Here is a 25,896-nt window from a genome sequence, read left to right as displayed (position 1 = left end):
AGGCATGTCCGACATGACCGTCGCCGAAGCCCTCGGCGAACTCGCCGCACTGGAAGACCCGAAGATGCGCGCCGCCAACGAGAAGCGGGGCGATGACCACGGCATCAACCTCAGCCGGATGCGAGCGCTGGCCAAGAAGATCAAGACCGACCAGCCCCTCGCGCAGGAGCTGTGGGCGACCGGCGAGACGCCCGCACGGCTGCTGGCCCTGCTGATCTGCCGCCCGCGCGACTTCACCGCCGACGAGCTCGACGCCATGCTGCGCGAGACCCGCCCACCCAAGGTCAACGACTGGTTCGTCAACTACGTCGCCAAGAAGACCCCGCTCGCCGAAGAGCTGCGGCTGCGGTGGTTCGACGACGCCGACCCCACGGTGGCTGCTGCAGCCTGGTCGCTCACGACCGTGCGCGTCATGAAGGACGCCGACGGCCTGGACCTTGCGCACCTGCTCGACCTGATCGAGCGGGACATGAAGGATGCGCCGTCGCGCCTGCAGTGGTCCATGAACGAGACCCTCGCGAACATCGGCATCTTCCACCCCGAGTACCGCGCCAGGGCGCTGGCGATCGGCGAACGCCTGCAGGTGCTCGCCGACTACCCGACCGCACCCGGCTGCACCTCGCCCTTCGCCCCGCTCTGGATCGGCGAGATCGTGCAACGACGGGAGGGGTGATCGGCGCCGGGGACACGGGTGCGCGGGCGCGGCGGGATGAGGCTGGCTACGCTGAGGCCATGAGCACCCACATCGCCGCAGAGCCCGGTCAGATCGCCCCCATCGTCCTGTTCCCCGGCGACCCGCTGCGGGCGAAGTGGATCGCCGACACCTTCCTCGACGATGCCGAGCTGTACTCCGAGACGCGCGGCATGCTCGGCTTCACCGGCACCTGGGAGGGGCATCGCGTGTCGGTGCAGGGCTCGGGCATGGGGCAGCCGTCGATGGCGATCTACGCGAACGAACTGTTCGACGCGTACGACGTGCAGACGATCGTGCGGGTCGGCTCGTGCGGAGCCCTGACCGAGCGCGTCAAGATCCGCGACATCATCATCGCCAACGCCGCCAGCACCGACTCCGGCATCAACCGGAGCCGTTTCCACGGACTCGACTACGCACCCGTGGCCGACTTCTCCCTGCTGCGCGCCGCAGTTGAGGCGAGCGAGGCCGAACCTCTGGATTCGACCGTGCACGTGGGACAGCTGTTCTCGAGCGACCAGTTCTACAGCACGCGCCCCGAGCTCATGGAGCCGTTCGTGCAGCACGGCATCCTCGGCGTCGAGATGGAGGCCGCCGGTCTCTACACTCTCGCGGCGTACTACGGTCGGCGCGCCCTCGCGATCTGCACGGTCAGCGATCACATCGTCACGGGAGAGGAGACCTCGGCGCAGGAGCGCGAGCAGACCTTCGGCGACATGATCCGCATCGCTCTGCGCGCCGCCACCGCGGTCTGAGCGTCCCCGGCGCGCTCGGCCGCTACGGCGTGTCGCCGACCGCGTGCGGACGGGGTAGAGCCAGCATGGCACCGGTGTCGGTGAACTCCTGCTGGATCTCGTCGTCGTGCCGGTACGTGACGAGACTCACCACGACGGCCGCGATCAGAGCGAAAACGAAGGCGGGAAGCAGTTCGTAGAGCCCGGTGTCGAGAGCCTTCCAGATGAACACGGTCGCGGCGCCGACGAACATCCCCGCCAGGGCACCCCAGTTGGTGAGCTTGCGCCAGTAGAGACTGAGCAGGATGACCGGGCCGAATGCGGCGCCGAATCCGGCCCAGGCGAAGGAGACGAGTCCGAGGATCGTGTCGTTCGGGGTGATCGCCAGCACCGCGGCGACGATCGCGACGCCGAGCACACCGAGCCGCCCCATCAGCATGAGCGTCTTCTGCGAGGGCGGCGTGCGCCGGAACACGCCGTACAGGTCTTCCACGAGGGCCGAGGAGCACACGATCAGCTGGCTGGAGATCGTGCTCATGATCGCGGCGAGCACGGCCGCCAGGACGAGGCCGGCGACGAACGGATGCAGCAGCGTCTGCGACATGAGCAGCACCACGGTCTCGGGGTTGGCGAGGTCGACGCCCGTCTTGGCGATGTAGGCGATGCCGACCAGGCCCGACAGCACGGCGCCGCCGAGCGAGACGATCATCCAGGAGATGCCGATGCGTCGAGCGCTCTTCGCCTCCTGCGGCGAGCGCAGAGCCATGAACCTCACGATGATGTGCGGCTGTCCGAAGTATCCGAGGCCCCAGGCGAGCGACGAGACGATGGCGAGGATGGTGCCGCCCGTGAGCGCCGTTCCGGAGAGCATGGAGAGGTGGTCCGGCGCCACCTCGTTGATCAGCTCGCCCGTCTCGGCGAGTCCCCCGATCGCGACGATCGCCGCCACCGGGATCACGACCAGCGCGATCACCATCATCAGTCCCTGCACCACATCGGTCAGTGACGCACCGAGGAACCCACCGAAGAGCGTGTACGCGAGCGTGACGCCCGTGACAAGCAGCATGCCGGTGAGGTAGTCGCCGTCGAACGAGCTCTCGAAGAAGACCCCACCGGCGACCATGCCGGAGGAGATGTAGAGGGTGAAGAAGACGAGGATGACGACACCGGAGACGACCCGCAGCAGTCGCGTCGTATCCCGGAGTCGATTCTCGAGGAAACTCGGCACCGTGATGGAGTTGCGCGACACCTGCGTGTAGGCGCGCAGCCGAGGAGCCACGAGCAGCCAGTTCAGGTAGGCGCCGATGGTGAGGCCGATCGCGATCCACGCCTCGATGAGACCGGAGACGTAGATCGCACCGGGCAGCCCCATCACGAGCCAGCCGGACATGTCGGAGGCCCCGGCGCTGAGGGCGGCCACCCACGGCGGCAGATTCCGTCCGCCGAGCATGTAGTCCTCGTGATCGCCGGTGCGCCGGAAGGCTATCCATCCGATGAGCAGCATCGCCGCGAAGTACACACCCAGCGCGGCGAAAGTGAAGATCTGGTCGGGCATCGTCGTCGTCCCCCTTCGCGGTGGAGCCACCGCATCCGGTCGTCGTTCGATGATGTCAACCGCCGGCGGTGCCGCCCAGACGTCGCCCGGCGCGGCGGCATGTCGGTCCCGCAGAGCAGGTGCCCCCGCGCATGAGGGATGATCGAATCACCATGACTTCCTCTCCGCGGCTCGACCCCGCCCTCATCCCGGACGCCGCGGATCCGGATGCCGTCTACCTCGCGTTCGTCGAATGGGCGGAATCGACGGGCATCAGCCTGTACCCCGCGCAGGACGAGGCGGTCATCGAGATCGTCTCCGGCAACAACCTGATCCTCTCCACCCCCACCGGCACCGGGAAGTCGCTCGTCGCGATCGGTGCCCACTTCAGTGCCCTGGTCGCCGGACGGCGCAGCTACTACACGGCACCGATCAAGGCGCTCGTGAGCGAGAAGTTCTTCGCCCTGGTCGATGTGTTCGGCGCCGAGAACGTCGGCATGGTCACGGGCGATTCCTCCGTGAACGCCGATGCTCCGATCATCTGCTGCACGGCCGAGATCCTCGCGAACCTCTCGCTGCGCCAGGGAACGGATGCCGACGTCGGCCAGGTCGTGATGGACGAGTTCCACTTCTACGCCGACCCCGACCGCGGGTGGGCGTGGCAGGTGCCGCTGCTCGAGCTGCCTCAGGCGCAGTTCATCCTCATGTCGGCGACACTCGGCGATGTGACCGAGCTCGCCGCCGACCTCACGCGTCGCACCGGCCGCGAGACGGCCACGGTCACCGGTGTCGAGCGTCCGGTCCCCTTGCACTTCTTCTACGAGACGACGCCGATCCACGAGACCATCGACGATCTGCTGAACACGGGACAGGCGCCGATCTACGTCGTGCACTTCTCGCAGGCCGCAGCGATGGAGCGCGCGCAGGCGCTCTCCAGCACCAAGGTCGCCACCCGCGAGCAGCGCGACGAGATCGCCGCCCTGATCGCCGAGTTCCGCTTCACGACCGCGTTCGGCAAGACGCTCTCACGGTTCCTGCGCGCAGGGATCGGCGTGCACCACGCGGGCATGCTGCCGAAGTACCGGCGTCTGGTCGAGCAGCTCGCCCAGCGCGGACTGCTGCGCGTTATCTGCGGCACTGACACCCTCGGCGTGGGCATCAACGTGCCGATCCGCACGGTGCTGCTCACGGCGCTCACGAAGTTCGACGGCACCCGGATGCGGCAGCTGAACGCCCGCGAGTTCCACCAGATCGCGGGCCGCGCGGGCCGCGCGGGCTACGACACCGCCGGCACGGTCGTCGCGCAGGCGCCCGAGCACGAGAGCGAGAACGTCGCTGCGGTGAAGAAGGCCGGCGACGACCCGAAGAAGAAGCGCAAGATCGTCCGGAAGAAGGCACCGGACGGTTTCGTGTCGTGGGGCGAGCCGTCGTTCCGCAAGCTCATCGATGCCGTGCCGGAGACGCTGACCTCGCACATGCAGATCACGAGCGCGATGATGCTCAACGTGATCGCCCGCGGCGGTGACGTGTTCGGCAATATGCGCGCACTGGTATACGACAACCACGAGCCGCGGAGGCGCCAGCGGGAGCTCGCGCTACGGGCCATCGGCATCTACCGCACGCTCCGCGAATCGGGCATCGTCGAGAAGACCCCCGAAGGAGAGATCCGCCTCACGGTCGACCTGCAGCCGAACTTCGCGCTCAACCAGCCGCTGTCGCCGTTCGCCCTCGCCGCCTTCGAGCTGCTCGACCCCGATCCCGCCGCCGGCACGGGGACCGGCTCCTACGCACTCGACATGATCTCGATCGTGGAGTCGACCCTCGACGATCCCCGCGCCGTGCTCAGTCAGCAGGAGTTCCTGGCCCGGGGCGAGGCGGTCGCCGCGATGAAGTCCGAGGGCATCGAGTACGACGAGCGGATGGAGCTGCTCGAGCAGATCACCTACCCGAAGCCGCTGGACGAGCTGCTGACCGCGGCCTTCGAGACCTTCAGTGCGGCCCAGCCGTGGATCCGCGACTTCGAGCTGCACCCCAAGTCGGTGGTGCGTGACATGTACGAACGGGCAATGTCGTTCGGGGAATATGTCGCGTACTACAAGATCGCGCGCTCCGAAGGTGTGGTGCTGCGCTACCTCTCCGACGCGTACCGCGCGGCTTCGCAGACCATCCCGGAAGAGCTCAAGGACGAGGATCTGCGCGATCTCATCGAGTGGCTCGGCGAGCTCGTCCGCCAGGTCGACTCCAGCCTGCTCGACGAGTGGGAGGAGCTGATCGCCGGCGTCGACAACGGACGCTTCGATCCACACGCGCCCGATGAGCCGATCGTCCCGCCCGCACCCAAGCGCCTCACGAGCAACATCCGCGCCTTCCGCATCCTGGTGCGCAACGAACTCTTCCGCCGGGTGCAGCTGGCGGCCAGGGAAGACGTGAACGCGCTGGCCGAGCTCGATCCCGGTTTCGGCGCCGACGCCTGGTCGGACGCGCTGGACGGGTACTTCGCCGACCACGACGAGATCCTCACCGGCGCTGATGCCCGCAGCTCGAAGCTGCTGATCCTCACCGAGGGGCCCGCCGCCTGGACCGCACGGCAGATCTTCGACGATCCCGCCGGCGACCACGACTGGGGCATCACCGCGACTATCGACCTCGCAGCCTCGGACGAAGCCGGTCAGGCCGTCGTCACGGTCACCGGGGTCGACCGGCTGTAGCCGCCGCCGTCGTTCGCCTGGCCTCCGCGCTCCACGCCGACCACCCGCCCGAACCGCCCCAGAGTCTCGCGCCGGTGCGAGGCGGCGATGACCGTGCCGTCGAACCCCTCGAGCACGTCGGAGATGATGCGCTCCGACTCGGCATCCAGGCTCGCGGTGATCTCGTCGACGATGAGCACACGCGGCTCGTGGCACAGCGCCCGCGCCAGGGCCAACCGTGCCCGTTGACCACCGGAGAGCCTCACCCCGTGCTCGCCGAGCTCGTCGTCGAGGGTGATCCAGTCGTCGGCGCCGACCCGTGTGAGCGCCTCGCGCAACTGCTCGTCGGTGCGGGCGCCGGCACCCCGCACGAGGTTGTCGCGCACGGTGCCGTGGAAGAGGCGCGCATCCTGCTCCACCACGGCCACGGTCCGGCGAAGATCTTCATCTCGGATGCGACCCAGCGGGTACGCGACCCCCGCCGCATCGACGAGAGCGATGGTGCCCTCTGCAGGGTCCCACAGCCGCGCGGCGAGCGCGATCACGGTGCTCTTGCCGGCGCCGGACGGCCCCGCGAGGGCGATGTGCTCAGCGGGGTCGACGTCGATCGACCAGCCGCGCAGAACCTCCGTGCGGTCGTCGTAGGAGAACGCGACCCTCTCGAAGCGCACACCGAGCGGCCCCGGCGGCAGCGGGAGCGGACGATCGACCGGCGCCACGACCGGGGGGCGGTGCAGCCCTGCACCCACGCGATCGGCACTGGCGATCAGCGGATGCAGCCCCGACACCGTGTGCGCGGCGTCCGCCACCGCGGCGACGCCGGCGACGGCGAGGGCGATCACCGCGGGCAGCAGTGCCGCTCGCCCGGCGTCGACCGCCCCGTCGACCGATCCGTCGAGAAGGGAGACGGCGATCACCCCGATCACGACCGCGGTGAGGATCAGCTCGCGCGTGCCGTCGACGAGCTGGGCGATCACCTCCCGGCGGCGGGTGACGCGCGCCGACCGCCGGGTACCGTCGACGGCCTCGCGAACGACCCGGCTCTGCAGCCCGAAGGCGAGGATCTCGCGCAGCGCACCGAGGGCGTCGACCAGTCGTTCGGACTGCTCCTCGCGCTCCTGCTGCTCGCGCGCACCGATACGCCGCGACGGACCCGCCCCGGCCCAGACGGTGAGCGCGACCGCGACCGCTCCGGCGAGCATCACGACCGCCGCCACCGGCATCACCAGGAACGCGCAGACCAGGGATCCGACGAAGAGCGTGAACGCGGCACCGATCTGCGCGACCGTGTGGGCGTAGAAGAACTCCAGCTTCTCGATGTCGGTCATCGCAACGGATGCGGCCCGACCGGAGTGCTCGCGCCGGCGACCGGGAACGCTGCGCGAGTACGCGTCGAAGAGCGCCATCCGCAGCCGGGCGAGCACCCGGTAGGCGAGGGCGTGCGACACGTCCATCTCGCGCCAGGTGAGGAAGGTGCGCAGCAGCACGAGGCCTCCGAGGGCGAACCACCAGACCGCCGGCGGCCGGGTGCCGTGCACGACGGCCCCGCCGACGCCGAGCGCGGTGAGCACCCCGATGGCGGCGAGCGCGCACAGGCTCGTGGTGGCGATCAGGTAGTTGCAGGCGATGCGCCGCCATTCGGGTCGCAGCGGCGGAACCAGCCGAGCGAGGATGCCCGCGGACGAGGTCATGAGGCCTCCTCCACGAGCATTCCGTCACGGAGCACCCGCACATCGGCGACCCTGGCCAGGGCCTCGGGACGGTGGCTGATCATGAGCACGATCCTCTCTGCGGCGACACGTTCGAGCGTCTCGGCGACGGTCAGGGCACTGCGGTCGTCGAGGGCGCTGGTCGGCTCGTCGACGAGAAGCACGGGGCGCCGGGCGAGCAGCGCTCTGGCGAGGGCGAGACGCTGCCGCTGCCCGCCCGACAGGCTCGTCCCCGCTTCCGCCACCCTCGCGTCGAAGCCTCCGGGGATCGCCCGGATCTCGTCGAGCACCCCGGCCGCGGCGCACGCATCCTCCAGCGCCTCCTGCCCGGCGTCGAACAGATCGACGTTGTCCCTGATGGTCCCGGTGAACAGGACGGGGTGCTGGGAGACCACGGCGACATCGCTCGGGCGGAGCGGGCGCCCGTCGAGCTCGACCGTTCCCGCCGTGGGCGGGAGGAAGCCGAGGACGAGGTCGAAGAGCGTGGACTTGCCCGCACCGGAGGGGCCGGCGATCGCGTGCACCTCGCCACGCCCGGCACGGAGGTCGACCCCGCGCAGGACATCGTGATCGGTGCCGGGGTATCGGTACGACAGGCCGGAGATGCGGAGCACGTCTCCCCCGCCGGTCACCGCCCCGGTCTCGGGTTCCTCGATGCGCTCGATCTCCGTCGCGACCCGTGCGGACCGACGGAACGCACCGAGGGCCGCCAGCCCGGGAACCGCCGTGAGCCCGAGGAATCCGGCATGCCAGTGGCGCGAGAGGTCACGTACCGGCCGGAACGCCTCCGAGGAGAGCAGGAGCAGGGTGTACACCTCGATGGCCGGTGGCTGTCCGGTCATCACGGACACGACGGCCAGCCCGGCGGCGACCACCACTCCGGCCTGCACCGCGAAGTCGGTGATCGCCGTCTCGGCGAGCGACGATCGCATGACGCGTTCCGTGGCCACGCGCAACGACTCCGACCTCGCCTGCAAGCGCTCGCGGGTCGCGGGGACATCGCCCAGCGCCCGCAGCGTCGACATCCCCCGGAGTGCCTCGAGCATGTCGCCGCTGAGAGCCTCGTAGCTGTCCCAGTGGTCGAACCCGCGCCGGGCGAGCATCCGCTTCCAGGCCAAAGGGCCCAGCACCGCGAGCAGGATCCCCGCGGCGACGCACAGCGCGATCACGGGCGACAGCACCGCGACGAGGCACACCGCGATCAGGCTGCCGACCACGAGCTGCGCCACCGCAGGGATGTACTTCGACACATAGGCGTCGGTGCCGTCGATGCCGTCGCCGAGCGCGAGCTGGGTCGAGCCGTCGCGGAGGCGGGCATCGTGCAGTCGTTCCGGCACCAGCGCCGCGGCGACGGCCGCACCTCGGAGATCTTCCCTGACCCGCCCTCCGAGGCGGGCGGCGGCATCGCCCTGCGCGAGCGTCAGCAGCATCCGCGCCACCCCGATCGCGAGGATCCCGCCACCGCGCCGGCCGTGTCACCGCGCACGAAGGCGGCGAGAGACCACGCGAGGGCGAGCGCCTGCGCGAGGTGCGTCGCGAACACGAGGAGGAGGAGCAGGATGCTCATGGATAGGAGCCAGGGGTGCCGTCGCGCTTCGCGCCACAGCTCGGGGACGATCATCATCGTGCACCTCCGCGGGAGTCGAGGACGGCGACCGCGTGGAGGATCCACCGGTCGCCCGTCGAGGAGAAGCCGGAGACCGGGCGCGTGCGCCTGTCTCCGGTGAGAGCGGCCTCGTAGCAGAGGCGTGCGGCGGCGAGATGGGCGCTCCAGAGGGTGGCGCCGACGATCGTCGAGGGTGCCCTGCTCGGCAGGGACCAGGAGCGCGCTTCGGTCGCACCGCGCACCCAGCCCTGTCCGGAGGCGCGGGCGACGCGCTCGACCTCGGTGGTCGGTGAGCCCCCGATCCGATCGGCGAACTCCGTGATGGCGGGCGAGCGTCGCGTGCCGAGAGCCTGCACAGCAGCGGCGTGCGGGGTCGGCACGTGCGGGATCCCGACGGCGGCGAGCGGGATCTCCGGCGCGAGTCCTCGGCGCATCCAGGCGTCGGCATCCGCAGCCCGGGGGACGCCGAGCATCTCCCGCAGCCGTTTCGAGGGACCGACCTGCACGGGCCCGGCGCGCTCCCCCAGCAGGAATCGCACGGCGGCGACCGCGTAGGCCGCATCCGCGATCCACAGGGGCCACGCCCGGTGCCGGTAGCGGCCGAACGACCGCCCCGGCAGCACGGTGAACACCAGGCGTGCGGTGCCGTCGTCCGATGCCGGCGACGGCCATCCGTCCGCACGGTCGGATGCGAGGACGCGACGATGGAAGACCCCTTCCTGGTCGACCGTCCAGCGCACACCGGTGGGGTCGATCAGGTGGGTCTGCACCGGATAGCACGCTCCGGCCGAGGGGACGGGGCGCCGACGGATGCGGGTGGCCGAGCCGTCGGCATCCCGGTGGTACTCCCCCGGGTGCCACAGGGCGTCGACGAGCTCTGACACCCCGCGGTGAGGTTCGTCCGCGACGGCACCGACCCGATCCCAGGCGTTCGCGCGCGGCCCCGGCGGCAGGGGACCTGCGGGCATGCGCGAGGTCAGCGCCTCGTCGAGCGGGGCAGGAAGGCCGCGGCTCTCGCGGCGTGTGCGATCCATGACGCCCCTCACATATGCGGAGCCGGGAGGAGGGTGAAGTCCTCCGGGCCGCCGGTCCAGGTGGTGCGCCAGCCGCGCTCCTCGGTCGCCTCGCGGAACCGTGGCATTCCGAGGTACGAGAACGCCGCCGGGGCGTTGGGCACGAGTCCGGTCACGATCGAACGCACCACGCGCAGGTCGGTGCGTCGCACGTCGGAGGTCGTGAGGTCGCGGGTCAGGACGCGGTGACCGCGATCGCGCAGACGCCCGTACACCTCGTCGATCGTGACCGGGTCCACCGCACTCAGCGGACGCACGCCCTGCGCGGGCGACTGGAACCGCCGGGCCTCGTCGTGCACGCTCGGGTCGAGCCACACCTGCACGTGCGCGCCGAGGTCGATCACGTTCTCGAACTGCGGCCCGGCCGCGGCGAGGTAGTCGGCGTGCGGACGGAAGTCGAGGGTGAGGCCCTTCGCCATCAGTCCCGCAGCGACCGCGCGGAACACCCATCCGTCGTCCGTCGTGCATCCCTGCGTGTAGATCCAGGTGTGCACCGCTTCGAGCACGGCCTTCCGCGCGGCCCGCGCCGGGTCGAGCGAGGCCGAGAAGCCTGCAGCGTAGAGCCCGCGCTCCTCGTCGTGCACGAGCGCGCCGATCGCGGGAGCGAACTCCGAGGGCATCGCCACCAGCCACACCCGCAGGCTGCTCCCCTGAAGATCGTCGAGCAGGCCGGGGACCGTGGCCGGATCGATGCCGAACGTCGGTCCGTCCAGGTGCCACCACACCTCGAGCGCATCCCGCTCGATGACCTCGATCACCCCGCGGTCGCGGGCGTCGTCGAACCCTGCGCCGGTCGCGATGCCGGCGTAGTTCAGATGGTGTGTCCGCGGCAGCGCGCGGAACCGGGACTGCCGCCAGTTCAGGTGCACGAGAGAGTCCGGCACCCACACCGAGCCACCGTCGATCTCGTCGCAGCGTGCCCAGAGCGTCGGTGTGGAGGGGAGCAGACGCTGATACGCGAACCCGGGCCGTGCGAGCTGCCAGTCGGCGAAGCGCGGCAGATCGGACTCGTCGATGACGCTCTCCCCGTCGGCGCGCAGCTCGTCGGCGGTGCTGACACGGAGCTCGCCGCGAGGCAGCTCATCGGGCAGCCAGTTGCCGCAATACCGCTCCACGCCCTCGCCGATCGCGGCGATGCGCGCCTGAGCGGGGTCGCCGAACGATGTGCCGAGCGAGACCCGATCGGCGGGCCACTCGCCGAGGATCCGGGCGTCGGCCACGGATGCCGTCAAGGCCAGGTACCGGTCTGGGGCACCGATCGGATGCGGCACCTCCCGCACCGAGCGGATGATGCCGGCCTCCGCATCGACCAGCGCCTCGGCCGACAGCGTCGCGCGGATCGCGGATCGACCCCGGGCGTGCCCCAGGGTGTCGCGCGGTGTGTCGTGCGGGGTGTCGCGGCGAGCGGTCTGGTGAGTGTCGTGCAGGGTCATGCTGTCCTCTCGTACCGCCAGCGGCCGGTCTCCGGCTCGAAGGCGGATCTGGTCCGGCGACTCCGCCCCGACGCCGGCGCGGGGAGCGCGGATGCAGGAAGCGCGGATGCCCTGGTCGGCAGTCCGGTCTCGGCGAGCCAGGAGTCGAGTACGCCGCCGATGCCGCCCGCACTGCGCAGCCGGGAGCGGACATCGTCGTCGTCGATGTCCGCGGCCAGTCGGTGTCCCCACGGACCATCGACCAGGTGGACGGGGCCCCGCCAGGCGGCCGCGAGTCGACCGGCATGCGTGAAGAAGAAGTCGTGATCGCCGCGGATGAGCAGCAGCGGTGCGAGGAGCGCCCCGTAGGCACGGTCCAGGTCGACGGCCGGAGCAGACCAGAGGCGTCGCCATCCGGACAGGACCTCGGAAGACCACCCCCACTCGTCGGCGGCCCGATGCACGCCCACGTCGGATGCCCGCCGGACACGGGCCGAGAGCTGCTCGTCCGACAGCGGCGCCAGGGAACGCGGGCCGCGGCCGTGCTGGTGCCACCACCCGATCCGGTCGCGCAGCTGGGGACGCCCGTTCTCGTCCCACGCGGTCTCGGCGAGCCCGAGCGCCGGCACCTGGAGCACCAGGGCCTCGACGACGACGGCCCTGGCCGCTTCGAGTGCGGTGTGCGCGGCATACGAGCCGCCGGACAGCACGAGCGGGAGCCCGGGGCTCTCGGCCCTGACCTGCTCGACCACCGCGCGCCCGTCGCTGCGTTCCGCGAGGTAGGGGCGCCATTCACCGTCGGAGGAGTGGCGTCCGCGCACGTCATGGATCACGCAGCGGTAGCCCCGCCCGACCCAGGCGCGTGCGGTGTCGCCGTGTCGCCAGGCGCCGTATGGCGTACGGATGAGCACGACGCCGCGAGGCTCCGCGGGTTCCCAGACCCAGCCGCGCAGCAAGGCGCCGTCTTCCGCGAGCACGGCATGAGGGCGGGCGTCGCGCGGCGGCGTCATCGGATCACCCGGCGCGGGGCCGCGGGGAAGGGCAGCACCGTGTGCGCGCTCACGGAACCGGTTGCGGGAACGACCTTCCAGAGCGTCGTCCGCAGCCGGTCGAGTTCTGCGTCCTCCTGCGCCCACGCGAGGACGGTGTGCAGCAGTCGGGCGAGCACGAGCGCTCTGGTCGCGTCGTCGAGCGCGCCAGGGGTGAGCGGACGCGCCCGCTGCCAGGCCTCGCTCGACGCGGGCGCGCTGCTCGCGGCCACCCGTCGCGCGGCCACCTGCACGGAGGTGGGGTCGCCGGGGTCGACGGCGAGCGGATCGATCAGCACGACCTCGCCCTCCCGGTGCACGCGGAGCCACGCGGTGCCCCGCTCCGGAAGCCGATCGAGCTCTGCCCAGCGGCGGCGGCCGGAGGCGTCCTCGGCATAGGCGACCACGAGCGCGGCGTGCTCGGACGGTGCCGCCTCCGGATCCAGGACGGCGACCCGGGCGCCCCAGGCGACGAGCACGCGCTCGAGGTCGAGCACGAGCGGACCCGTTCCGAGGAGGCAGACGTCGCGGCGCTCCTGCGGCCAGCGGTGAAGGGCATCGGCGGACTCGCGTTCCTGCACCTCGAGCGTCAGCCGGTCGAGCGCGGTCGAGCGCTCTCCGTGGCCCCCGCTCTCGAGGGCCTCGACCAGAGCGGCGGCCGGCGCGTCGACCAGGACGAGTCGTCCGGTGCGCAGACGGATCCGGGGGCGGCCGTCGGCACCGACGACGAGATGCGCCCCGGTGTCGGGGAGCGGCAGGATGCGGGGTTCGGAAGTCATGGTGTCTCTCGGTGATGGGCCCGGCCGGGCGCGAACGCCCGGCCGGACGGGAGTGCGCTCGAAAGCGCGACGGAAGGATCCGCGATCAGTCGAACGGGTTCTCGACCAGGGCGTTCGAGTGCGATGCCGACAGGTGCGCCAGCTGCTCGGACTCTTCGATCTCGGCGAGGATCTGCTTTTCCATTTCGTGCTCCTTCTGTGAGGTGTCCGCCTCGCGGGGTGCGGGGCGGTGTCCACGGTGAGTGAACACTGACGACCCTAAATGATAATGATTCTCAATATCTACTAGGATCGCTGACATGTCCTCCTCCACCCCCCTCCTCGCCGCTGATCACCGGGCCGGAGTCGTCTACGAGATCCATGACGGTTCCCGGCGTGTCGCCGTCGCCGACAGCTGGCTCGCCGAGCATGCGGGCTTCCTCCACCTCCCCGCCGGATCATCCGGCCGCTGGGCGTTCGCGGACGACCGCGGCGGTGCGCTGGTCATCGCAGACGCGGACTCCGTACGACGCGTCCCGATCGCCATCCCGGCGGAGCATCTGGCCTGCGATCCGAGCGGACGCCACGTGGTCGTCACCTCCGGTCTGGGCATGAACGAGGAAGCCTGGACCGACCTGGTGTCCGTCGTCGATCTCGCGACCGACTCCTCCGTGCGCTTCCGCGTGCGCACCGGTGAGCCGGGCGTCGTGGTCGCTCCGGATCAGGCCACGGGAGAGCCGATGATCGTGCTCCGCCATCGCGAACCCGGAGCCGTCGAGGCACTGCCCCTCGCGGCGGCGCTCGAGGTCGGAGCGCACGCACCAGTCCTGCGCGGGCACGTCATCGACGACCTCGCCGCAGACGGACACGGCGACGTGATGGACCCCGCTTCCGGCCTCATCGGCATCGCGACGAGCCGCGGTCTGGAGCGCTTCATCGTCGACGGCGGAGTTCCCCGCGCCATCGGCATCGTCCCGTGGCCCGTCGCAGGGCGCGCGTACTACCTGCGCCTCGCGGGCGACACCGGGCGCGCCACCGGCATCGTCCGCGGAGGACCGGCCTCTCCCGGATCGTGGCCGGAGTGGACCAACACCTTCGTCGATATCGACCTCGCGTCGGGAGCCTCCCGCACCGTGCCGCTGCCGCCGGGGCTCGCCTTCCGATTCGCCCTCGCCACGGGCGTCGCAGCCGTCTCCGTCATCCATCCCGACGGGGATGTCGTGATCGTGATCGATCGGGAGGACGCGCGCATCGCGCGGATCACCCCGATCCCGGCGATGACGCACCCGCCCCGCGCAGGACGATTGCCGTGGGACGGCGTCGACGGCCGCCCCGCACAGCGCCGGTCCATCGCGATCGACCCCGGCACCGGAACGATCGCCGTCACCAGCGGCGGAGACGGCACGATCCACCTCGTCGACGACAGCGGCATCTCGACCATCGAGCTCCCCACCCCACTCGACGAGGGCGGGCACCTGCTGTGGGCCGGTGCCGACCACCGCGTCGACGATCTGGTCGGCCGATGAGCGCTCGCCGATCCGCGCTCGACGATGCCCTCGCACATGCGGAACACCACGGTCGACCGGGTCTTCCCGTCGGGGGCTTCATCCTGGGTCGGGCCGACGGCCGCTCTCGTCGCGGTATCCACCGCCTCGACGGCACGACCGTGATCGAGCCGGACGGGCACCTCCATCGGATCTTCCCGTCGCCCGACCGTCGGCGCATCGCCGTCGAGTGGGCGCCCACCGCCGATGAGAACGCCGTCCTCGGCATCGTCGATGCCCACGGCGGCACCCTGCAGCTGCACCCCGACATCCGTCTGCGCTACGACACCGTGCTCTGGGCACCCGACTCGCGCAGCCTCGACGTCGTCGCGAGCCGCGACCGGATGCTCGTGACCCTGGACCTGCAGACCGGCGAGCAGCGGGCGGCCGCCCTCGAGGCCGATGCACGACTGCGACTGTTCCCCGGCGGGGAGAGCGGCCTGCGCGCCCTCAGCTCGGGTTCGCGAGGCACGACGCTGACCGACCGGGGCACCGGAGCATCGCTGGGTCGCTGGCCGGCGCTCCTGCGGGCCTCCCCCCTCGGCACCGGCGTGCTGGTGTGGCACGACCGCGGGCTCGATGCCGTGCCGAACGTCGGTGCCGGGAAAGACGATGCCGGAAAAGACGATGCACTCTGGCGCTGGCACGATCCCGACGCGCTGATCGTCGATGTCGCGGTGCATGATGACCGCGTCGTCGTCCTCGCTGTCGCCGACGGGCGCAGCGTGCTCATCGACCTGATCGACGGTGTCGAGGTCGCGCGCATCGAGGCCGCGTCGAGCCCCTCCGATGCGCTCACCACCACGATGATCGGCGTCGACGACGGCGTGCTGCGTCTCGGCGTCGAGGGCCCGCTCACTCCCCCTCGCCTCCTGCAGCGCGAGCGCCGGGGGACCGTGGTGGTGCCGGCCGCTGCCGTGCGGCCCCTCGGCACGACCGTCCGCCACGACATCCGCGCCGACGACGGCGTGATCCTGACCGTCCACGTGACCTCTCCCCCGGGAACGGAGGGTCCGCTGCCGCTGATCCTGACCTGCTACGGCGGGTTCGGCGTGCCGCACCTTCCGCTCTTCGAGCCGACCGTGCCCGCCTGGGTCGAAAACGGCGGAGCGTACGCCGTCGCGCAGCTCCGCGGTGGTGGCGAGCGCGGAGCTGCGTGGCGCGAGGCGGGCCGCGGCAGGAGCAAGCACCGCACGATCGCCGACCTCGCCGACATCGCGCGCGGACTCATCGAGGCCGGGATCACGCGACCCGACCTCCTCGTCCTCGCCGGGGCCTCTCTGGGCGGGGTCGTCGCAGCCGGGTGTGCGATCGCGCACCCGGAGCTGTGCGCGGGATTCGTCACCACCGCCGCTCCCCTCGATCTGCTCCACCTGGACGATCATCCGCTCGGTGCACGCTGGCGAGCGGAGTTCGGCGATGACGGCACCCGCGAATCGCGCGCTCACCTCCGGGCCCTGTCTCCGCTGGCGCAGGCCGAAGCCCTTCCGGCCGGTGCCCTGATCCCCTCCTATCTCGGCGTCGTACTCGGTGAGGACACCCGAGTGCGCGCTCGCGACACGCACCGGATGGTCGAGGCGCTGCGACGAGCCGGCGGGTCCGCCCGGCTCTGGACGGCTTCGGGGGCAGGACACGGTGCGAACGAGTCCGCCGCGCTGCACGAGCTGGGACTCACCGTGCTGGACTTCGCGGCCGAACTCACGACCGAATCCACGACCGAATCCACGATGGGACGTGCCCGATGAGCGAATCCACCGGAACCCTCACCGGGACGGACACACGGCGCACCCCCGTTCGGCGCATCCCGCGCCTTCGTCGGCGCACCGGCGGCCGCGTCGGCTTCCGGCGGATGCTGCCCGTCGGCCCGACCGTGACGACGATCACGGTGCTCGCTGTGCTCGTCCTCATGCTCTCGGCCGCCACCGGACCCGTCACGGTCTCGCCCCTCGATGCCGCGAAGATCGTGATCGGCCATCTGGCCCCCGGCATGCCCTGGATGTCCGACGGCACCCTCACGCCGTTGCAGGATCAGGCCGTGTGGCAGTTCCGGGTGCCGCGGTCGCTCCTCGCCGCGCTCTCGGGCGCAGGTCTCGCCCTCGCCGGGGCGATGATGCAGGCGGTCGTGCGCAACCCACTCGCCGAGCCCTACATCCTCGGCGTCTCCTCCGGCGCGAGTGTCGGCGCCGTGCTGGTGATCGTGTCGGGCGGCGCCACGTTCCTCGGGCTCACGATGAGCGGGGCGGCGTTCGCGGGCGCGATGGTCGCCTGCATCCTCGTGGCCATGCTCGCGCGCATCCGCGGAGAGCTGTCTCCGACCCGCATGATCCTCGCCGGCGTCGCACTGGGCGCTCTGTTGAGCGCGGTGACCAGCTACCTCACGCTCACCACCGATGCCCAGAACGTCGTCAGCGTGATGTTCTTCCTGCTCGGCAGCGTGTCGGCCGCCGACATGTCGTCGCTGCTGATCCCCGCGGTCGCACTCGCCATCGCCTGCATCGCGGTCTTCGGGCTCTCGCGGTCGATGAACGCGCTGCTCGCCGGTGACGAGTCCGCGATGGCGGTCGGCGTACGAACGACCCGGCTGCGTGGGCTGCTGCTCGTGCTCGCCTCGCTCCTGACCGGTGCGATCGTGGCCGTGAGCGGCGGCATCGGCTTCGTCGGCCTCGTCGTGCCGCACATGGCGAGACTCCTGGTCGGGTCGGATCATCGTCGGATGCTGCCGATCACGGTCCTCGGCGGCGCGCTGTTCCTCATGGTCGCCGACCTGCTGGCCCGTACGGTCGCGATGCCGACCGAGATCCCCCTCGGAATCCTCACCGCGTTCGTCGGTGCTCCCTTCTTCCTGTGGTTGATGCGCAGTGGCGGCGAGCGCGCGGGGTTCGACCGATGAGCGTGCTGTTCGACGGCGTGAGCGTCGCACGCGGCGGTCGCACCGTGCTGCACGGTGCCGACCTCGAGGTCGGCACCGGGCGCATCGTGGGACTGCTCGGCCCCAATGGCAGCGGCAAATCCACGCTCCTGCGCGCGCTCTTCACGGGTCAGCGTCCGCACACCGGGCGCGTCCTGATCGACGGCGCCGACGTGTCGCAGCTGGCCCCGCGCGCCCTCGCCCGCACGGTGTCGGTCATGCTGCAGGACTCCCCTTCCGAGTTCGACCTGACCGTGCGGGAGACCGTGCTCGTGGGCCGTTCGCCGCATCGTCCGCCCTTCAGCCGGGACACCGCGGAGGATCAGCGCATCGTGGACGAGGCTCTGCGCACCGCCGACGTGCACGACCTCGGCGACCGCCTGGTCCGTTCGCTCTCGGGCGGTCAGCGCCAGCGGGTGATGCTCGCCCGCGCTCTCGCGCAGAGCGGCGAGATCCTCGTGCTGGACGAACCGACCAACCACCTCGACATCGCGCACCAGCTCGACCTGATGCGCGTCGTGAGCGGACTCGGCACGACCGTGATCGCGGCCCTGCACGACCTCAACATCGCCGCGGCGTTCTGCGACGAGGTCGCCGTGCTCGACGAGGGCCGACTCGTGGCCTTCGGTCCGCCCGACACGGTGCTCACCCCGGCGCTCGTCGACGAGGTCTTCCACGTCACCGCCCGCATCGCCGTCGAGGTCGACACCGGGGCACGCGCGATGACCTTCCATCCCCGAGAGCCCGTCGGCCGCTGATCCCCCGGCATCCGAACTCATACCCCCCACCCCCCGCACCAACGAAGGAGAACACGAATGACACCCCGTACCCGAACCACCCGTCTGCTGGCCGCCGTCACCGTCGGCCTGGGCGCGATCGCCCTCACCGCATGCGGCGGTGGGGTCTCGAACGGAACGGCACCCGCCGCCTCCGGTGAGGCGATCACGATCGAGAACTGCGGCCGCACGGTCGAGATCCCGTCCACCCCCACCGCCGTCGTCGGGCTGCACCCGTCGCAGACCGAGCTGCTGCTGCGTCTCGGCCTCGCCGATGCGCTCGTCGGCCAGGCCCAGGCCACGACCCAGAAGCTGCCGTCCGACGTCGCGGTCCTCGCCGCCGAGGTGCCGGTCATCGGCGGTGACGCGCCTCCGAGCCGAGAAGAGCTCCTCGCCGTCGAACCCGACTTCGTCTACTCGCCCACGACGTACGAGTTCACTGCCGAGCAGGGATTCGCCAGCATCGAGCAGCTGGCGGATGCCGGGGTCGCCGCGTACACCGCGACGGGCGGCTGCTTCGACCGCCGCATGGAGGGCACGGTCGACGACCTCTTCACCGACCTCGAGAACCTCGGCGCGATCTTCCACGTGGAAGACGAGGCGGACGACCTGATCGCGTCGTCGCAGGCCGAGCTCGCCACCGTGGACACCGCGATCGAGGGACAGGATCGCCCCCGCGTCGCGCAGGTCTTCATCGAGGGGACCACCCTCACCGCCATCGGCGCCGGCATCGAGTACGACATCCTGCAGCGCGCCGGTGCCGACAACGCCTTCACGCCGGAAGACCCCGCGTTCGCCGACTTCTTCGCCGCCGAGATCACCCCCGAATCCCTCGCCGCCGAAGCACCCGACGCGCTCGTCTTCGCGGTGTCCGACCCCGCTCACGAGGCCGCCGTCCGCTCCTACCTCGCGACGACCTTCCCCGACATGCCCGCCGTGCGCGACGGCCGCCTGATCGCGGTGCCCTCGACCGATCTGTTCCCCGGCACGCTCGGCAACGTCTCGGCGGTCCGGCTCATCGCCGAGGGCCTCTACCCCGACGCCGTCTTCGGCTGAGCCGCGTCGGTAGGCACTGCGCCCCGGGGACCTCGGTCTCCGGGGCGCAGACCCTCCGGGCTCGCTGTCAGGCCTGCATCACCGCGAGCACGTTGCCCGCGGGATCGCGGAACCATGCGATGTCCGGACCCCGACCGTTGCCGCGCACGATACCGCGTTCGTCGGACGGGAACTCCTCGTCACTGTAGATCTTGGTCTGCACACCCCGGGCGATGAGCTCATCCACGGCGGCGTCGACATCGGCCACCGGGAAGTTCAGGATCGTGAAGCTCGCCGGGGTGTGGTTGGGCTTCGAGTAGACGAGGATCGACCCGCCGCTCGGCAGCCGCAGATTGAGGAAACCCATCCCATTGACCTCGACGTCGAGCCCGAGGGCCGTGCCGTAGAACTCTTTCGCCGCGTCGATGTCGTCGACGCTGAATCCGCTGAATGCGTTGTCCGCTGTGAAGGCCGCCATGCTTCCAGCATCCGCCGTCCTCCGCCGATTGTCGAGGCCTTCCTCGAACGCCTTCATCGAGCCCCTTCATCGGCGTCATCCCTCTCCCCCGCGAGGCACCAGCCGCGCCGTAAAGCGGTCGGTCACCCGCAGCGGATCGAACAGCGCCCCGAGCCCGAAGCGCACGAGCAGCGCATGCACACCCAGGCAGATCCCGATCACGATCGCGGTGAGAAGGATGGGGGCGACGGCCTCGACCACGTCCGTCGTCCGCCCACGCGTCGAGCGCAGGACCGCATCGATGAGGGCGAGGGGCATCATGTGCAGCACGTAGATCGGCAGGGTGCGCTGTCCGATCCAGCGCAGGGGCCGCGCGACCACGTCGACGTGGCGGTCCAGGAGCACGCTGAGCGACACCCCGAACGCCACCGCGATCAGGGCGAGCGCGGGCCACACGCCCGGCAGCAGGCGGATGGCCAGGCCCGCCACGACGGCCAGCGCCGCGACGTACACGGCGGCGAGCGCGACGGTGCTCCACACCCCGACGCTCTTCGCGAACCGTTCGACGACCGCGCGCAGCCGCAGCCCCACGAGGAAGAAGAACAGGTTCTGCACCAGCTGCCACAGGTTGCCGAGGTCGGGGATGACCCCGGCCCCGGCGACCGCCGCGACCACGAAGGCGACCGGCAGCACCACGGCCGCCGGGATGCGGCGACTCAGTCGACCGATCGCCAGGTACACCGCGAGCGCGAGCAGATACCAGAGGTTCGTCGGGCTGATGGTCAGCTGCGCGAGCAGCTCCCACCCGCTGGTCGCCCGAGCCGTGTCGAGGTCGGGCGCCAGAGCGAGCACGAACGTCTGGATGACGACCCAGACGATGTAGAGCATCGTCAGCCGTGCCGCGCGCCGCCGCCAGGAACTGCCGTCGTCGACGAGCACCGCGCGTGCGGCGAACATCCCGGAGACCAGGAAGAACAGCGGTATCCGCAACGGCAGCAGCTGGGCGTTCAGCGTCGCCCAGGCGTCGGTGACCGGCCCCGCACCCGGGGCCTCGATCGCGTGCTTGGTCACGACGTGCCAGAGCACCACCAGGATGATGCAGATGCCCTTCGCGACATCGGGCCATCCGACGCGTGGCGCGGGAGCCGCCGTCACGACGCCGCGCGCACGAGCCGCGCCACCAGGTCGACGTATGTCACTCCCGCCGCGGCGAACATCCGCGGCACCTGCGATGCCGCGGTCAGCCCCGGCATCGTGTTGACCTCGTTCAGCACCGGACCGCGGTCGGTCAGGAAGAAGTCCATCCTCGCCACGCCCTCGCATCCGAGGGCATCGAACACGGCGATCGCCGCCCGCTTGAGCGCCGACACCTCACCGGCGTCGAGCTGCGCCGGAACCGTGAACCGCGCGCTGCCGTCGTACTTGGTGGCCGTGTCGAACAATCCCGTCGCGTGGATCTCGAGGGGCGGAGCGGCCCAGCGGATGCCGCCCTTCTCACGCAGCACCGCCACGTCGATCTCACGCCCCCGCACGACCTCTTCGACCAGGATCCGGCGGTCGAAGCGCGCGGCCTCGTGCAGCGCGACGAGCAGATCCTCCTCCCGCGTCACGAGACCCACACCGTGGCTGGATCCGGACGACACCGGCTTCACCACGACCTCGCCCTCGAACTCCACGTCTCCGATGTCGTCGGCCGAGACCAGGCGACCGCGTGCGGTGCCCAGCCCGACGGCATCAGCCACCAGCTTCGTCGTCCACTTGTCCATGCCGATGGCCCCGGCGTGCAGGCCCGAGCCGACCACACGTACGCCGGCGAGCGCGCACAGCGCCGCGAGGGCACCATCCTCGCCCGGGGCACCGTGCACCGCGGGAAAGACCACGTCGGTCCGCGTGAGCAGCGGAAGGGCGAGGGCGAGCGACTCGGCGGCCGAGCCCCCGTGCGGGCGGCCCTCGACGCGCCAGATCCCGTCACAGTCGATCGTCACGCACGTGACCTCGTGATCGCCCATTCGCAGGGCCGCGGCGACCGCGGCTGCCGATGCCAGCGACACCTCGTGCTCGGCGCTCTGTCCCCCGCCGATGACCAGCACCTTCGTCGTCATGCGACACTCCTCTGCACTCGCGGCCCGATTCCGGTGACGATCGTGTGCGGGATGGTTCCCGCCCACCGCGCCCACTCCTGCACCGACGGCACGGCTCCCCCTTCGGGTCCGAACACGGTTGCGATCGTGCCCCGGGGGAACCGCACGGCGCCGGTGTCGATCACGATCTGATCCATGGACACCCTCCCGACGAGCGGATACCTCACCCCGTCGATCTCCACGCCGGCGCCCGCTTCCCGTTCCCGCGGGATGCCGTCGGCGTACCCGACGCCGACGACGGCCAGGTGCGTCTCCCGATCGGTCACCGCCCCGCCTCCGTAACCGACCGCGGTTCCTTCCGGCACGCGCACGCTGTGCACGACCGGTGCCGTCCAGCGCGCGGCCCCCACCAGCGCGGTCGTCTCCGACGGGTCGATCCCGACGAGTCCCGCCCCGATCCGCACCATGCCGAAATGGGTCGCCGGGTCGGTCAGCGCTCCGGACGTCGCGGCGAGATGCACGAGTACGGGGCCGAGTCCTGCGCGCAGCACGGCGTCGCGCCCCTGTCGCATCCGGAGCACCGCTGCCGCGTTCGCCGCCGGGTCGGCCTCATCGGCGCGCGGCAGATGCCCCATGACCCCCGTGATCTCGACCCTGCCCCGCCCGGTACGCGCCAGCCGGAACAGCTCGGACCAGTCGTCGAGAGGGCACCCTCCCCGCGCCATGCCGGTGTCGAGATGCAGGTGCACGCGTACCGGATCCCCGGCATCGGCGGTCAGTTGGCGCAGCTCTTCGACCGAACCGACGGCGATGTCGATGCGGTGCTCCGCGGCGACGTCCGCGTCGACACCTGACGGGTTCAACCAGGAGAGGATCGGCACATCGAGCCCAGCATCGCGGAGCGCGACCGCATCGGCGACATCGGTCACTCCCAGCCATCCGGCTCCGGCGGCGACCGCGGCCCTGGCCACGACGACGGCCCCGTGCCCATAGCCGTCGGCCTTCACCACGGCCATGATCGGCACGGCGGTCACGGCCTGCACACGGCGCAGGTTCTCGGCGACGGCACCGGGAAGGGTGTGGAGCGTCGGCGCGTGCAGACGCGAGTACGTGGTGCGCTCGGTGGCGAGAAGGGTGGTCATCGCTTCGTCCTCGGGTCGGCGGTCGGGTCGGCGAGCATCTCGGGGCATCCGTCGTCGACGGCGTCGGGACGCAGCTCGTAGTGCCACGACTCGTTCGCGTAGATCTGGCAGAGGCCGTAGCGCGAGCCGCGCTGGGCGAGCCAGTCGAGCGCCGACCACGGTCCGAGGTCGACCGCATCGCCCGTCACGTGCTCCGAGGTCTCGGGGGTGGCCACCCAGCGGCGCGCCTCTTCTTCTGATCCGTACTGGACGATGGCATCCTGCAGCATCCACTCCTGCAACGCGGGAGAACGCCATCCGCTGTTCACACGGATGGTCACCCCGTCGGCCTCGGCGTCGGACGCGGCGCGCTGCAGCGCCGCGAGCAGAGCGGGGTCGAGGTTGCCGACGGCGACCCTGTCGACCTCGAAGACCGTGGGCTTGTCATCGTCGAGGATCACACCGTCGGCCTCGGTCGGGGCGACCACCGAGCCGGCGGATCCCCCGGTCGGAACGGGCGTCGGGGCGGGCGAGGGGATCGTGTGCGCCGCATCGGCGAATGCCGCGGACAGCGACTGCTGCACCGCGAACGCGAGGATCACGGCCGCAGCGATCGCTATCAGCGTGACGACGACACGGCGACGGCGACGCACTCGCGGTGGATGGGGGATGGTGCGGGTGTTCATGCTCCCAGTGAAGAAGGGGGCCGGTTGCCGGGGCGTATGCGCTTTTGCATATGCTCGCGATATACCGCAGTGCGTAGGATCGCAGCCATGCGTGTACTGATCGTCGAGGACGAGCCCTACCTCGCCGAGGCGGTACGTGACGGACTGCGACTGGAGGCGATCGCCGCCGATATCGCGGGCGACGGCGACACCGCGCTCGAACTGCTGAGCATCAACTCCTACGACCTCGCCGTGCTCGACCGCGACGTTCCCGGCCCTTCCGGCGACGACATCGCCCGGTGGATCGTGGCCTCCGGCAGCGGCATCCCGATCCTGATGCTGACCGCCGCCGACCGCCTCGATGACAAGGCGACCGGCTTCGAGATCGGCGCGGACGACTACCTCACCAAGCCGTTCGAGCTGCGCGAACTCGTCCTGCGACTGCGCGCCCTCGACCGTCGCCGTCAGCGCAGCCGGCCGCCCGTGCTCGAGGTCGCAGGGCTGCGCCTCGACCCCTTCCGTCGCGAGGTGTACCGCGACGACCGCTACGTCGCACTGACGCGCAAGCAGTTCGCGGTGTTGGAGGTGCTGGTCGACGCCGATGGCGGAGTTGTCAGCGCCGAGGAGCTGCTGGAGCGCGCCTGGGACGAGAATGCCGACCCGTTCACCAACGCGGTGCGCATCACGGTGTCGTCGCTGCGCAAGCGCCTGGGCGAGCCGTGGCTGATCTTGACGGTGCCCGGCGTCGGATACCGGATCGGGACGGACGCCGATGCGTAGACGCCGCGGGATGAGCGCCCGCCTCAAGCTCACCCTCAGCTATGCGGGGATCGTGCTGGTGTCGGGACTCCTGCTTCTCGCCGCCGTGGCTCTGTATCTGCTGCGGTACGTGCCGGACGTGCAGATCCCGTACTTCGAGGTCCGCGTGCCGAACCGCTCCGACCTGATCCGGGCTTTCGTGCCGGTCGCCTCCACCGTCATGGTCGTGCTGCTCGCCCTGGGCCTGGGGGGCGGATGGCTGCTCGCCGGACGGATGCTGGCGCCGCTGGAGCGCATCGGCGACGCGGCGCGGCTGGCCGCGCAGGGATCGCTCTCCCATCGGATCGCTCTCCCCGGCCCCCGCGACGAGTTCCGCGACCTCGCCGACGTCTTCGACTCGATGCTCGAACAGCTCGAGGCGCACGTCGCGGAACAGCAGCGATTCGCCGCCAACGCCTCGCACGAACTGCGCACACCTCTCGCGATCTCGCAGACGCTGCTCGAGGTCGCGCACGACGACCCGGAGCGCGACGTCGACGAGCTGATCTCACGCCTGCAACAGGTCAACACCCGCGCGATCGACCTCACCGAGGCACTGCTGCTGCTCAGCCGGGCGGACCGACGAACGTTCACCCGCGAGATCGTCGATCTGTCGCTCCTCGCGGAGGGAGCAGTCGAGGCGCTGGTGCCCCTCGCGGATCGCCGCGGTGTCGCCGTGGAGGTGGGCGGCGTACCGGCACCGGTGCTCGGCTCCGCCGCCCTCCTGCCGCAGCTGGTGACGAACCTCGTGCTCAACGCGATCGTGCACAACCTGCCGTCCGGCGGAGCCGTCGCCGTGCGCACCCACTCGATGCCCCATGCGGTCGCGCTGGTCGTAGAGAACACCGGCGAGGTGCTCCCCGCCCACCGCGTGGCGACGCTCGTCGAACCATTCCAGCGCGGAGCCGAGCGCACCCGCAGCGACGATCATGCCGGAGCGGGGCTCGGCCTCGCGATCGTCGACCGCATCACCCAGGCGCACGGCGGCACTCTGGTGCTCACCCCGCGCAAGGACGGCGGCCTGATCGTGACGGTGTGGCTCCCGCATCCCTACCCGGTGGAGCCTCCCGCCTGACCGCACGCCGGTCGGTCGTGGTTCACGCCCTCCCGTTCACGTCCCGGGTCCGGTGCCCCTCGGGTCCACCCCGGTTCACGTCCCCTCGGCCGAGGCCCTCACGTCCGCCCGGTTCAGATGTCGGAGGATTTCACGGATGTCGGGCCGGAAGGCGGTCTCCCGCCCTGCATCCGTGCATCCTTCCGACGGGTGAACCGGACGCCC

24 protein-coding genes are annotated in these 25,896 nt (G+C 70.9%); 10 read left to right on the top strand and 14 right to left on the bottom strand.

The annotated features are described in order from the left end of the window. Positions 1 to 4: 4 nt before the first annotated feature. Positions 5 to 673 carry a DNA alkylation repair protein gene (locus ABDC25_RS01865; protein ID WP_347124557.1) on the top strand — a complete coding sequence of 223 codons (669 nt, stop codon included), beginning with the start codon at positions 5 to 7 and terminating at the stop codon, positions 671 to 673. 59 nt (positions 674 to 732) lie between these two features. Continuing rightward, a complete protein-coding gene (deoD, locus tag ABDC25_RS01860; RefSeq protein WP_347124555.1) occupies positions 733 to 1,446 on the top strand; it encodes a purine-nucleoside phosphorylase in 714 nt (237 codons plus the stop codon). 22 nt (positions 1,447 to 1,468) lie between these two features. Here deoD and putP read toward each other — a convergent pair whose 3' ends face one another. Then, complete coding sequence (gene putP, locus ABDC25_RS01855) at positions 1,469 to 2,980, bottom strand: sodium/proline symporter PutP (protein ID WP_347124553.1); 1,512 nt, start codon at positions 2,978 to 2,980, stop codon at positions 1,469 to 1,471. 152 nt (positions 2,981 to 3,132) lie between these two features. Here putP and ABDC25_RS01850 point away from each other — a divergent pair, with 152 nt between their 5' ends. Next, on the top strand, positions 3,133 to 5,667 hold the full coding sequence (locus ABDC25_RS01850; protein ID WP_347124551.1) for a DUF3516 domain-containing protein: 2,535 nt from the start codon (positions 3,133 to 3,135) through the stop codon (positions 5,665 to 5,667). On the opposite strand, the gene ABDC25_RS01845 is transcribed toward ABDC25_RS01850, so the two are convergent. The 8 genes from ABDC25_RS01845 to amiA form a co-directional block, all read right to left on the bottom strand. Further along, positions 5,628 to 7,337 (bottom strand): ABC transporter ATP-binding protein, encoded by a 1,710-nt coding sequence (locus tag ABDC25_RS01845; RefSeq protein WP_347124549.1) that lies wholly within the window; start codon positions 7,335 to 7,337, stop codon positions 5,628 to 5,630. The genes ABDC25_RS01850 and ABDC25_RS01845 overlap by 40 nt on opposite strands. Then, positions 7,334 to 8,785 (bottom strand): ATP-binding cassette domain-containing protein, encoded by a 1,452-nt coding sequence (locus ABDC25_RS01840; protein WP_347124547.1) that lies wholly within the window; start codon positions 8,783 to 8,785, stop codon positions 7,334 to 7,336. Before ABDC25_RS01840 ends, ABDC25_RS01845 begins: the two co-directional genes overlap by 4 nt. Continuing rightward, positions 8,776 to 8,979: a hypothetical protein gene (locus ABDC25_RS01835; protein ID WP_347124545.1), complete on the bottom strand. Its 204-nt coding sequence runs from the start codon at positions 8,977 to 8,979 to the stop codon at positions 8,776 to 8,778. The genes ABDC25_RS01840 and ABDC25_RS01835 overlap by 10 nt, the downstream gene beginning before the upstream one ends. Beyond that, positions 8,976 to 9,995 carry a hypothetical protein gene (locus ABDC25_RS01830; protein ID WP_347124543.1) on the bottom strand — a complete coding sequence of 340 codons (1,020 nt, stop codon included), beginning with the start codon at positions 9,993 to 9,995 and terminating at the stop codon, positions 8,976 to 8,978. The genes ABDC25_RS01835 and ABDC25_RS01830 overlap by 4 nt, the downstream gene beginning before the upstream one ends. Before the next feature lie 8 nt (positions 9,996 to 10,003). Next, on the bottom strand, positions 10,004 to 11,467 hold the full coding sequence (locus ABDC25_RS01825) for a YcaO-like family protein (RefSeq protein WP_347124541.1): 1,464 nt from the start codon (positions 11,465 to 11,467) through the stop codon (positions 10,004 to 10,006). Further along, positions 11,464 to 12,456 (bottom strand): CocE/NonD family hydrolase, encoded by a 993-nt coding sequence (locus tag ABDC25_RS01820; RefSeq protein ID WP_347124539.1) that lies wholly within the window; start codon positions 12,454 to 12,456, stop codon positions 11,464 to 11,466. The genes ABDC25_RS01825 and ABDC25_RS01820 overlap by 4 nt, the downstream gene beginning before the upstream one ends. Beyond that, a complete protein-coding gene (locus tag ABDC25_RS01815) occupies positions 12,453 to 13,253 on the bottom strand; it encodes a hypothetical protein (protein ID WP_347124537.1) in 801 nt (266 codons plus the stop codon). Before ABDC25_RS01815 ends, ABDC25_RS01820 begins: the two co-directional genes overlap by 4 nt. A gap of 85 nt (positions 13,254 to 13,338) precedes the next feature. Beyond that, positions 13,339 to 13,437 carry a streptamidine family RiPP gene (amiA, locus tag ABDC25_RS01810; protein ID WP_017831216.1) on the bottom strand — a complete coding sequence of 33 codons (99 nt, stop codon included), beginning with the start codon at positions 13,435 to 13,437 and terminating at the stop codon, positions 13,339 to 13,341. 115 nt (positions 13,438 to 13,552) lie between these two features. Here amiA and ABDC25_RS01805 point away from each other — a divergent pair, with 115 nt between their 5' ends. From ABDC25_RS01805 to ABDC25_RS01785, 5 genes are read left to right on the top strand one after another with little or no spacing between them, the layout of a single operon-like run. Beyond that, positions 13,553 to 14,758: a hypothetical protein gene (locus ABDC25_RS01805; RefSeq protein WP_167253591.1), complete on the top strand. Its 1,206-nt coding sequence runs from the start codon at positions 13,553 to 13,555 to the stop codon at positions 14,756 to 14,758. Next, entirely contained in the window at positions 14,755 to 16,521 is a 1,767-nt protein-coding gene (locus ABDC25_RS01800; protein WP_347124534.1) for a prolyl oligopeptidase family serine peptidase, read from the top strand. Before ABDC25_RS01805 ends, ABDC25_RS01800 begins: the two co-directional genes overlap by 4 nt. Beyond that, positions 16,518 to 17,666: an iron ABC transporter permease gene (locus ABDC25_RS01795; RefSeq protein WP_021198363.1), complete on the top strand. Its 1,149-nt coding sequence runs from the start codon at positions 16,518 to 16,520 to the stop codon at positions 17,664 to 17,666. Before ABDC25_RS01800 ends, ABDC25_RS01795 begins: the two co-directional genes overlap by 4 nt. Then, positions 17,663 to 18,442 carry an ABC transporter ATP-binding protein gene (locus ABDC25_RS01790; RefSeq protein ID WP_021198364.1) on the top strand — a complete coding sequence of 260 codons (780 nt, stop codon included), beginning with the start codon at positions 17,663 to 17,665 and terminating at the stop codon, positions 18,440 to 18,442. Before ABDC25_RS01795 ends, ABDC25_RS01790 begins: the two co-directional genes overlap by 4 nt. 57 nt (positions 18,443 to 18,499) lie before the next feature. Next, the gene (locus tag ABDC25_RS01785) at positions 18,500 to 19,516 is read left to right on the top strand and encodes an ABC transporter substrate-binding protein (RefSeq protein ID WP_347124531.1); all 1,017 of its coding nucleotides are present in this window, start codon (positions 18,500 to 18,502) and stop codon (positions 19,514 to 19,516) included. A 67-nt stretch (positions 19,517 to 19,583) separates the two neighbouring features. Here the strand turns inward: ABDC25_RS01785 and ABDC25_RS01780 are convergent, their stop codons facing one another. The 5 genes from ABDC25_RS01780 to ABDC25_RS01760 form a co-directional block, all read right to left on the bottom strand. Next, on the bottom strand, positions 19,584 to 19,973 hold the full coding sequence (locus tag ABDC25_RS01780; RefSeq protein WP_031206684.1) for a VOC family protein: 390 nt from the start codon (positions 19,971 to 19,973) through the stop codon (positions 19,584 to 19,586). 75 nt (positions 19,974 to 20,048) lie between these two features. Next, positions 20,049 to 21,107: an acyltransferase family protein gene (locus ABDC25_RS01775; protein WP_347124529.1), complete on the bottom strand. Its 1,059-nt coding sequence runs from the start codon at positions 21,105 to 21,107 to the stop codon at positions 20,049 to 20,051. Then, positions 21,104 to 22,054, bottom strand: coding sequence for a D-alanine--D-alanine ligase (locus ABDC25_RS01770; protein ID WP_347124527.1), 951 nt, complete (start codon positions 22,052 to 22,054; stop codon positions 21,104 to 21,106). The genes ABDC25_RS01775 and ABDC25_RS01770 overlap by 4 nt, the downstream gene beginning before the upstream one ends. Further along, a complete protein-coding gene (alr, locus tag ABDC25_RS01765; RefSeq protein ID WP_167253579.1) occupies positions 22,051 to 23,175 on the bottom strand; it encodes an alanine racemase in 1,125 nt (374 codons plus the stop codon). Before alr ends, ABDC25_RS01770 begins: the two co-directional genes overlap by 4 nt. After that, positions 23,172 to 23,840, bottom strand: a complete 669-nt coding sequence (locus ABDC25_RS01760; protein ID WP_031206686.1) for a M15 family metallopeptidase — start codon at positions 23,838 to 23,840, stop codon at positions 23,172 to 23,174. Before ABDC25_RS01760 ends, alr begins: the two co-directional genes overlap by 4 nt. Positions 23,841 to 23,927: 87 nt before the next feature. Between ABDC25_RS01760 and ABDC25_RS01755 the strand changes: the two genes are divergently transcribed. Continuing rightward, positions 23,928 to 24,599: a response regulator transcription factor gene (locus tag ABDC25_RS01755; RefSeq protein ID WP_021198371.1), complete on the top strand. Its 672-nt coding sequence runs from the start codon at positions 23,928 to 23,930 to the stop codon at positions 24,597 to 24,599. Positions 24,600 to 24,609: 10 nt separating this feature from the next. Beyond that, the gene (locus tag ABDC25_RS01750; protein ID WP_347124524.1) at positions 24,610 to 25,692 is read left to right on the top strand and encodes a HAMP domain-containing sensor histidine kinase; all 1,083 of its coding nucleotides are present in this window, start codon (positions 24,610 to 24,612) and stop codon (positions 25,690 to 25,692) included. Positions 25,693 to 25,896 lie beyond the last annotated feature (204 nt).

Source organism: Microbacterium sp. SY138, assembly GCF_039729145.1.
GTDB classification, from domain to species: domain Bacteria; phylum Actinomycetota; class Actinomycetes; order Actinomycetales; family Microbacteriaceae; genus Microbacterium; species Microbacterium maritypicum_A.
Note: the sequence above shows the minus strand (reverse complement) of the source record. Positions and strands in the feature narration are given on the sequence as shown.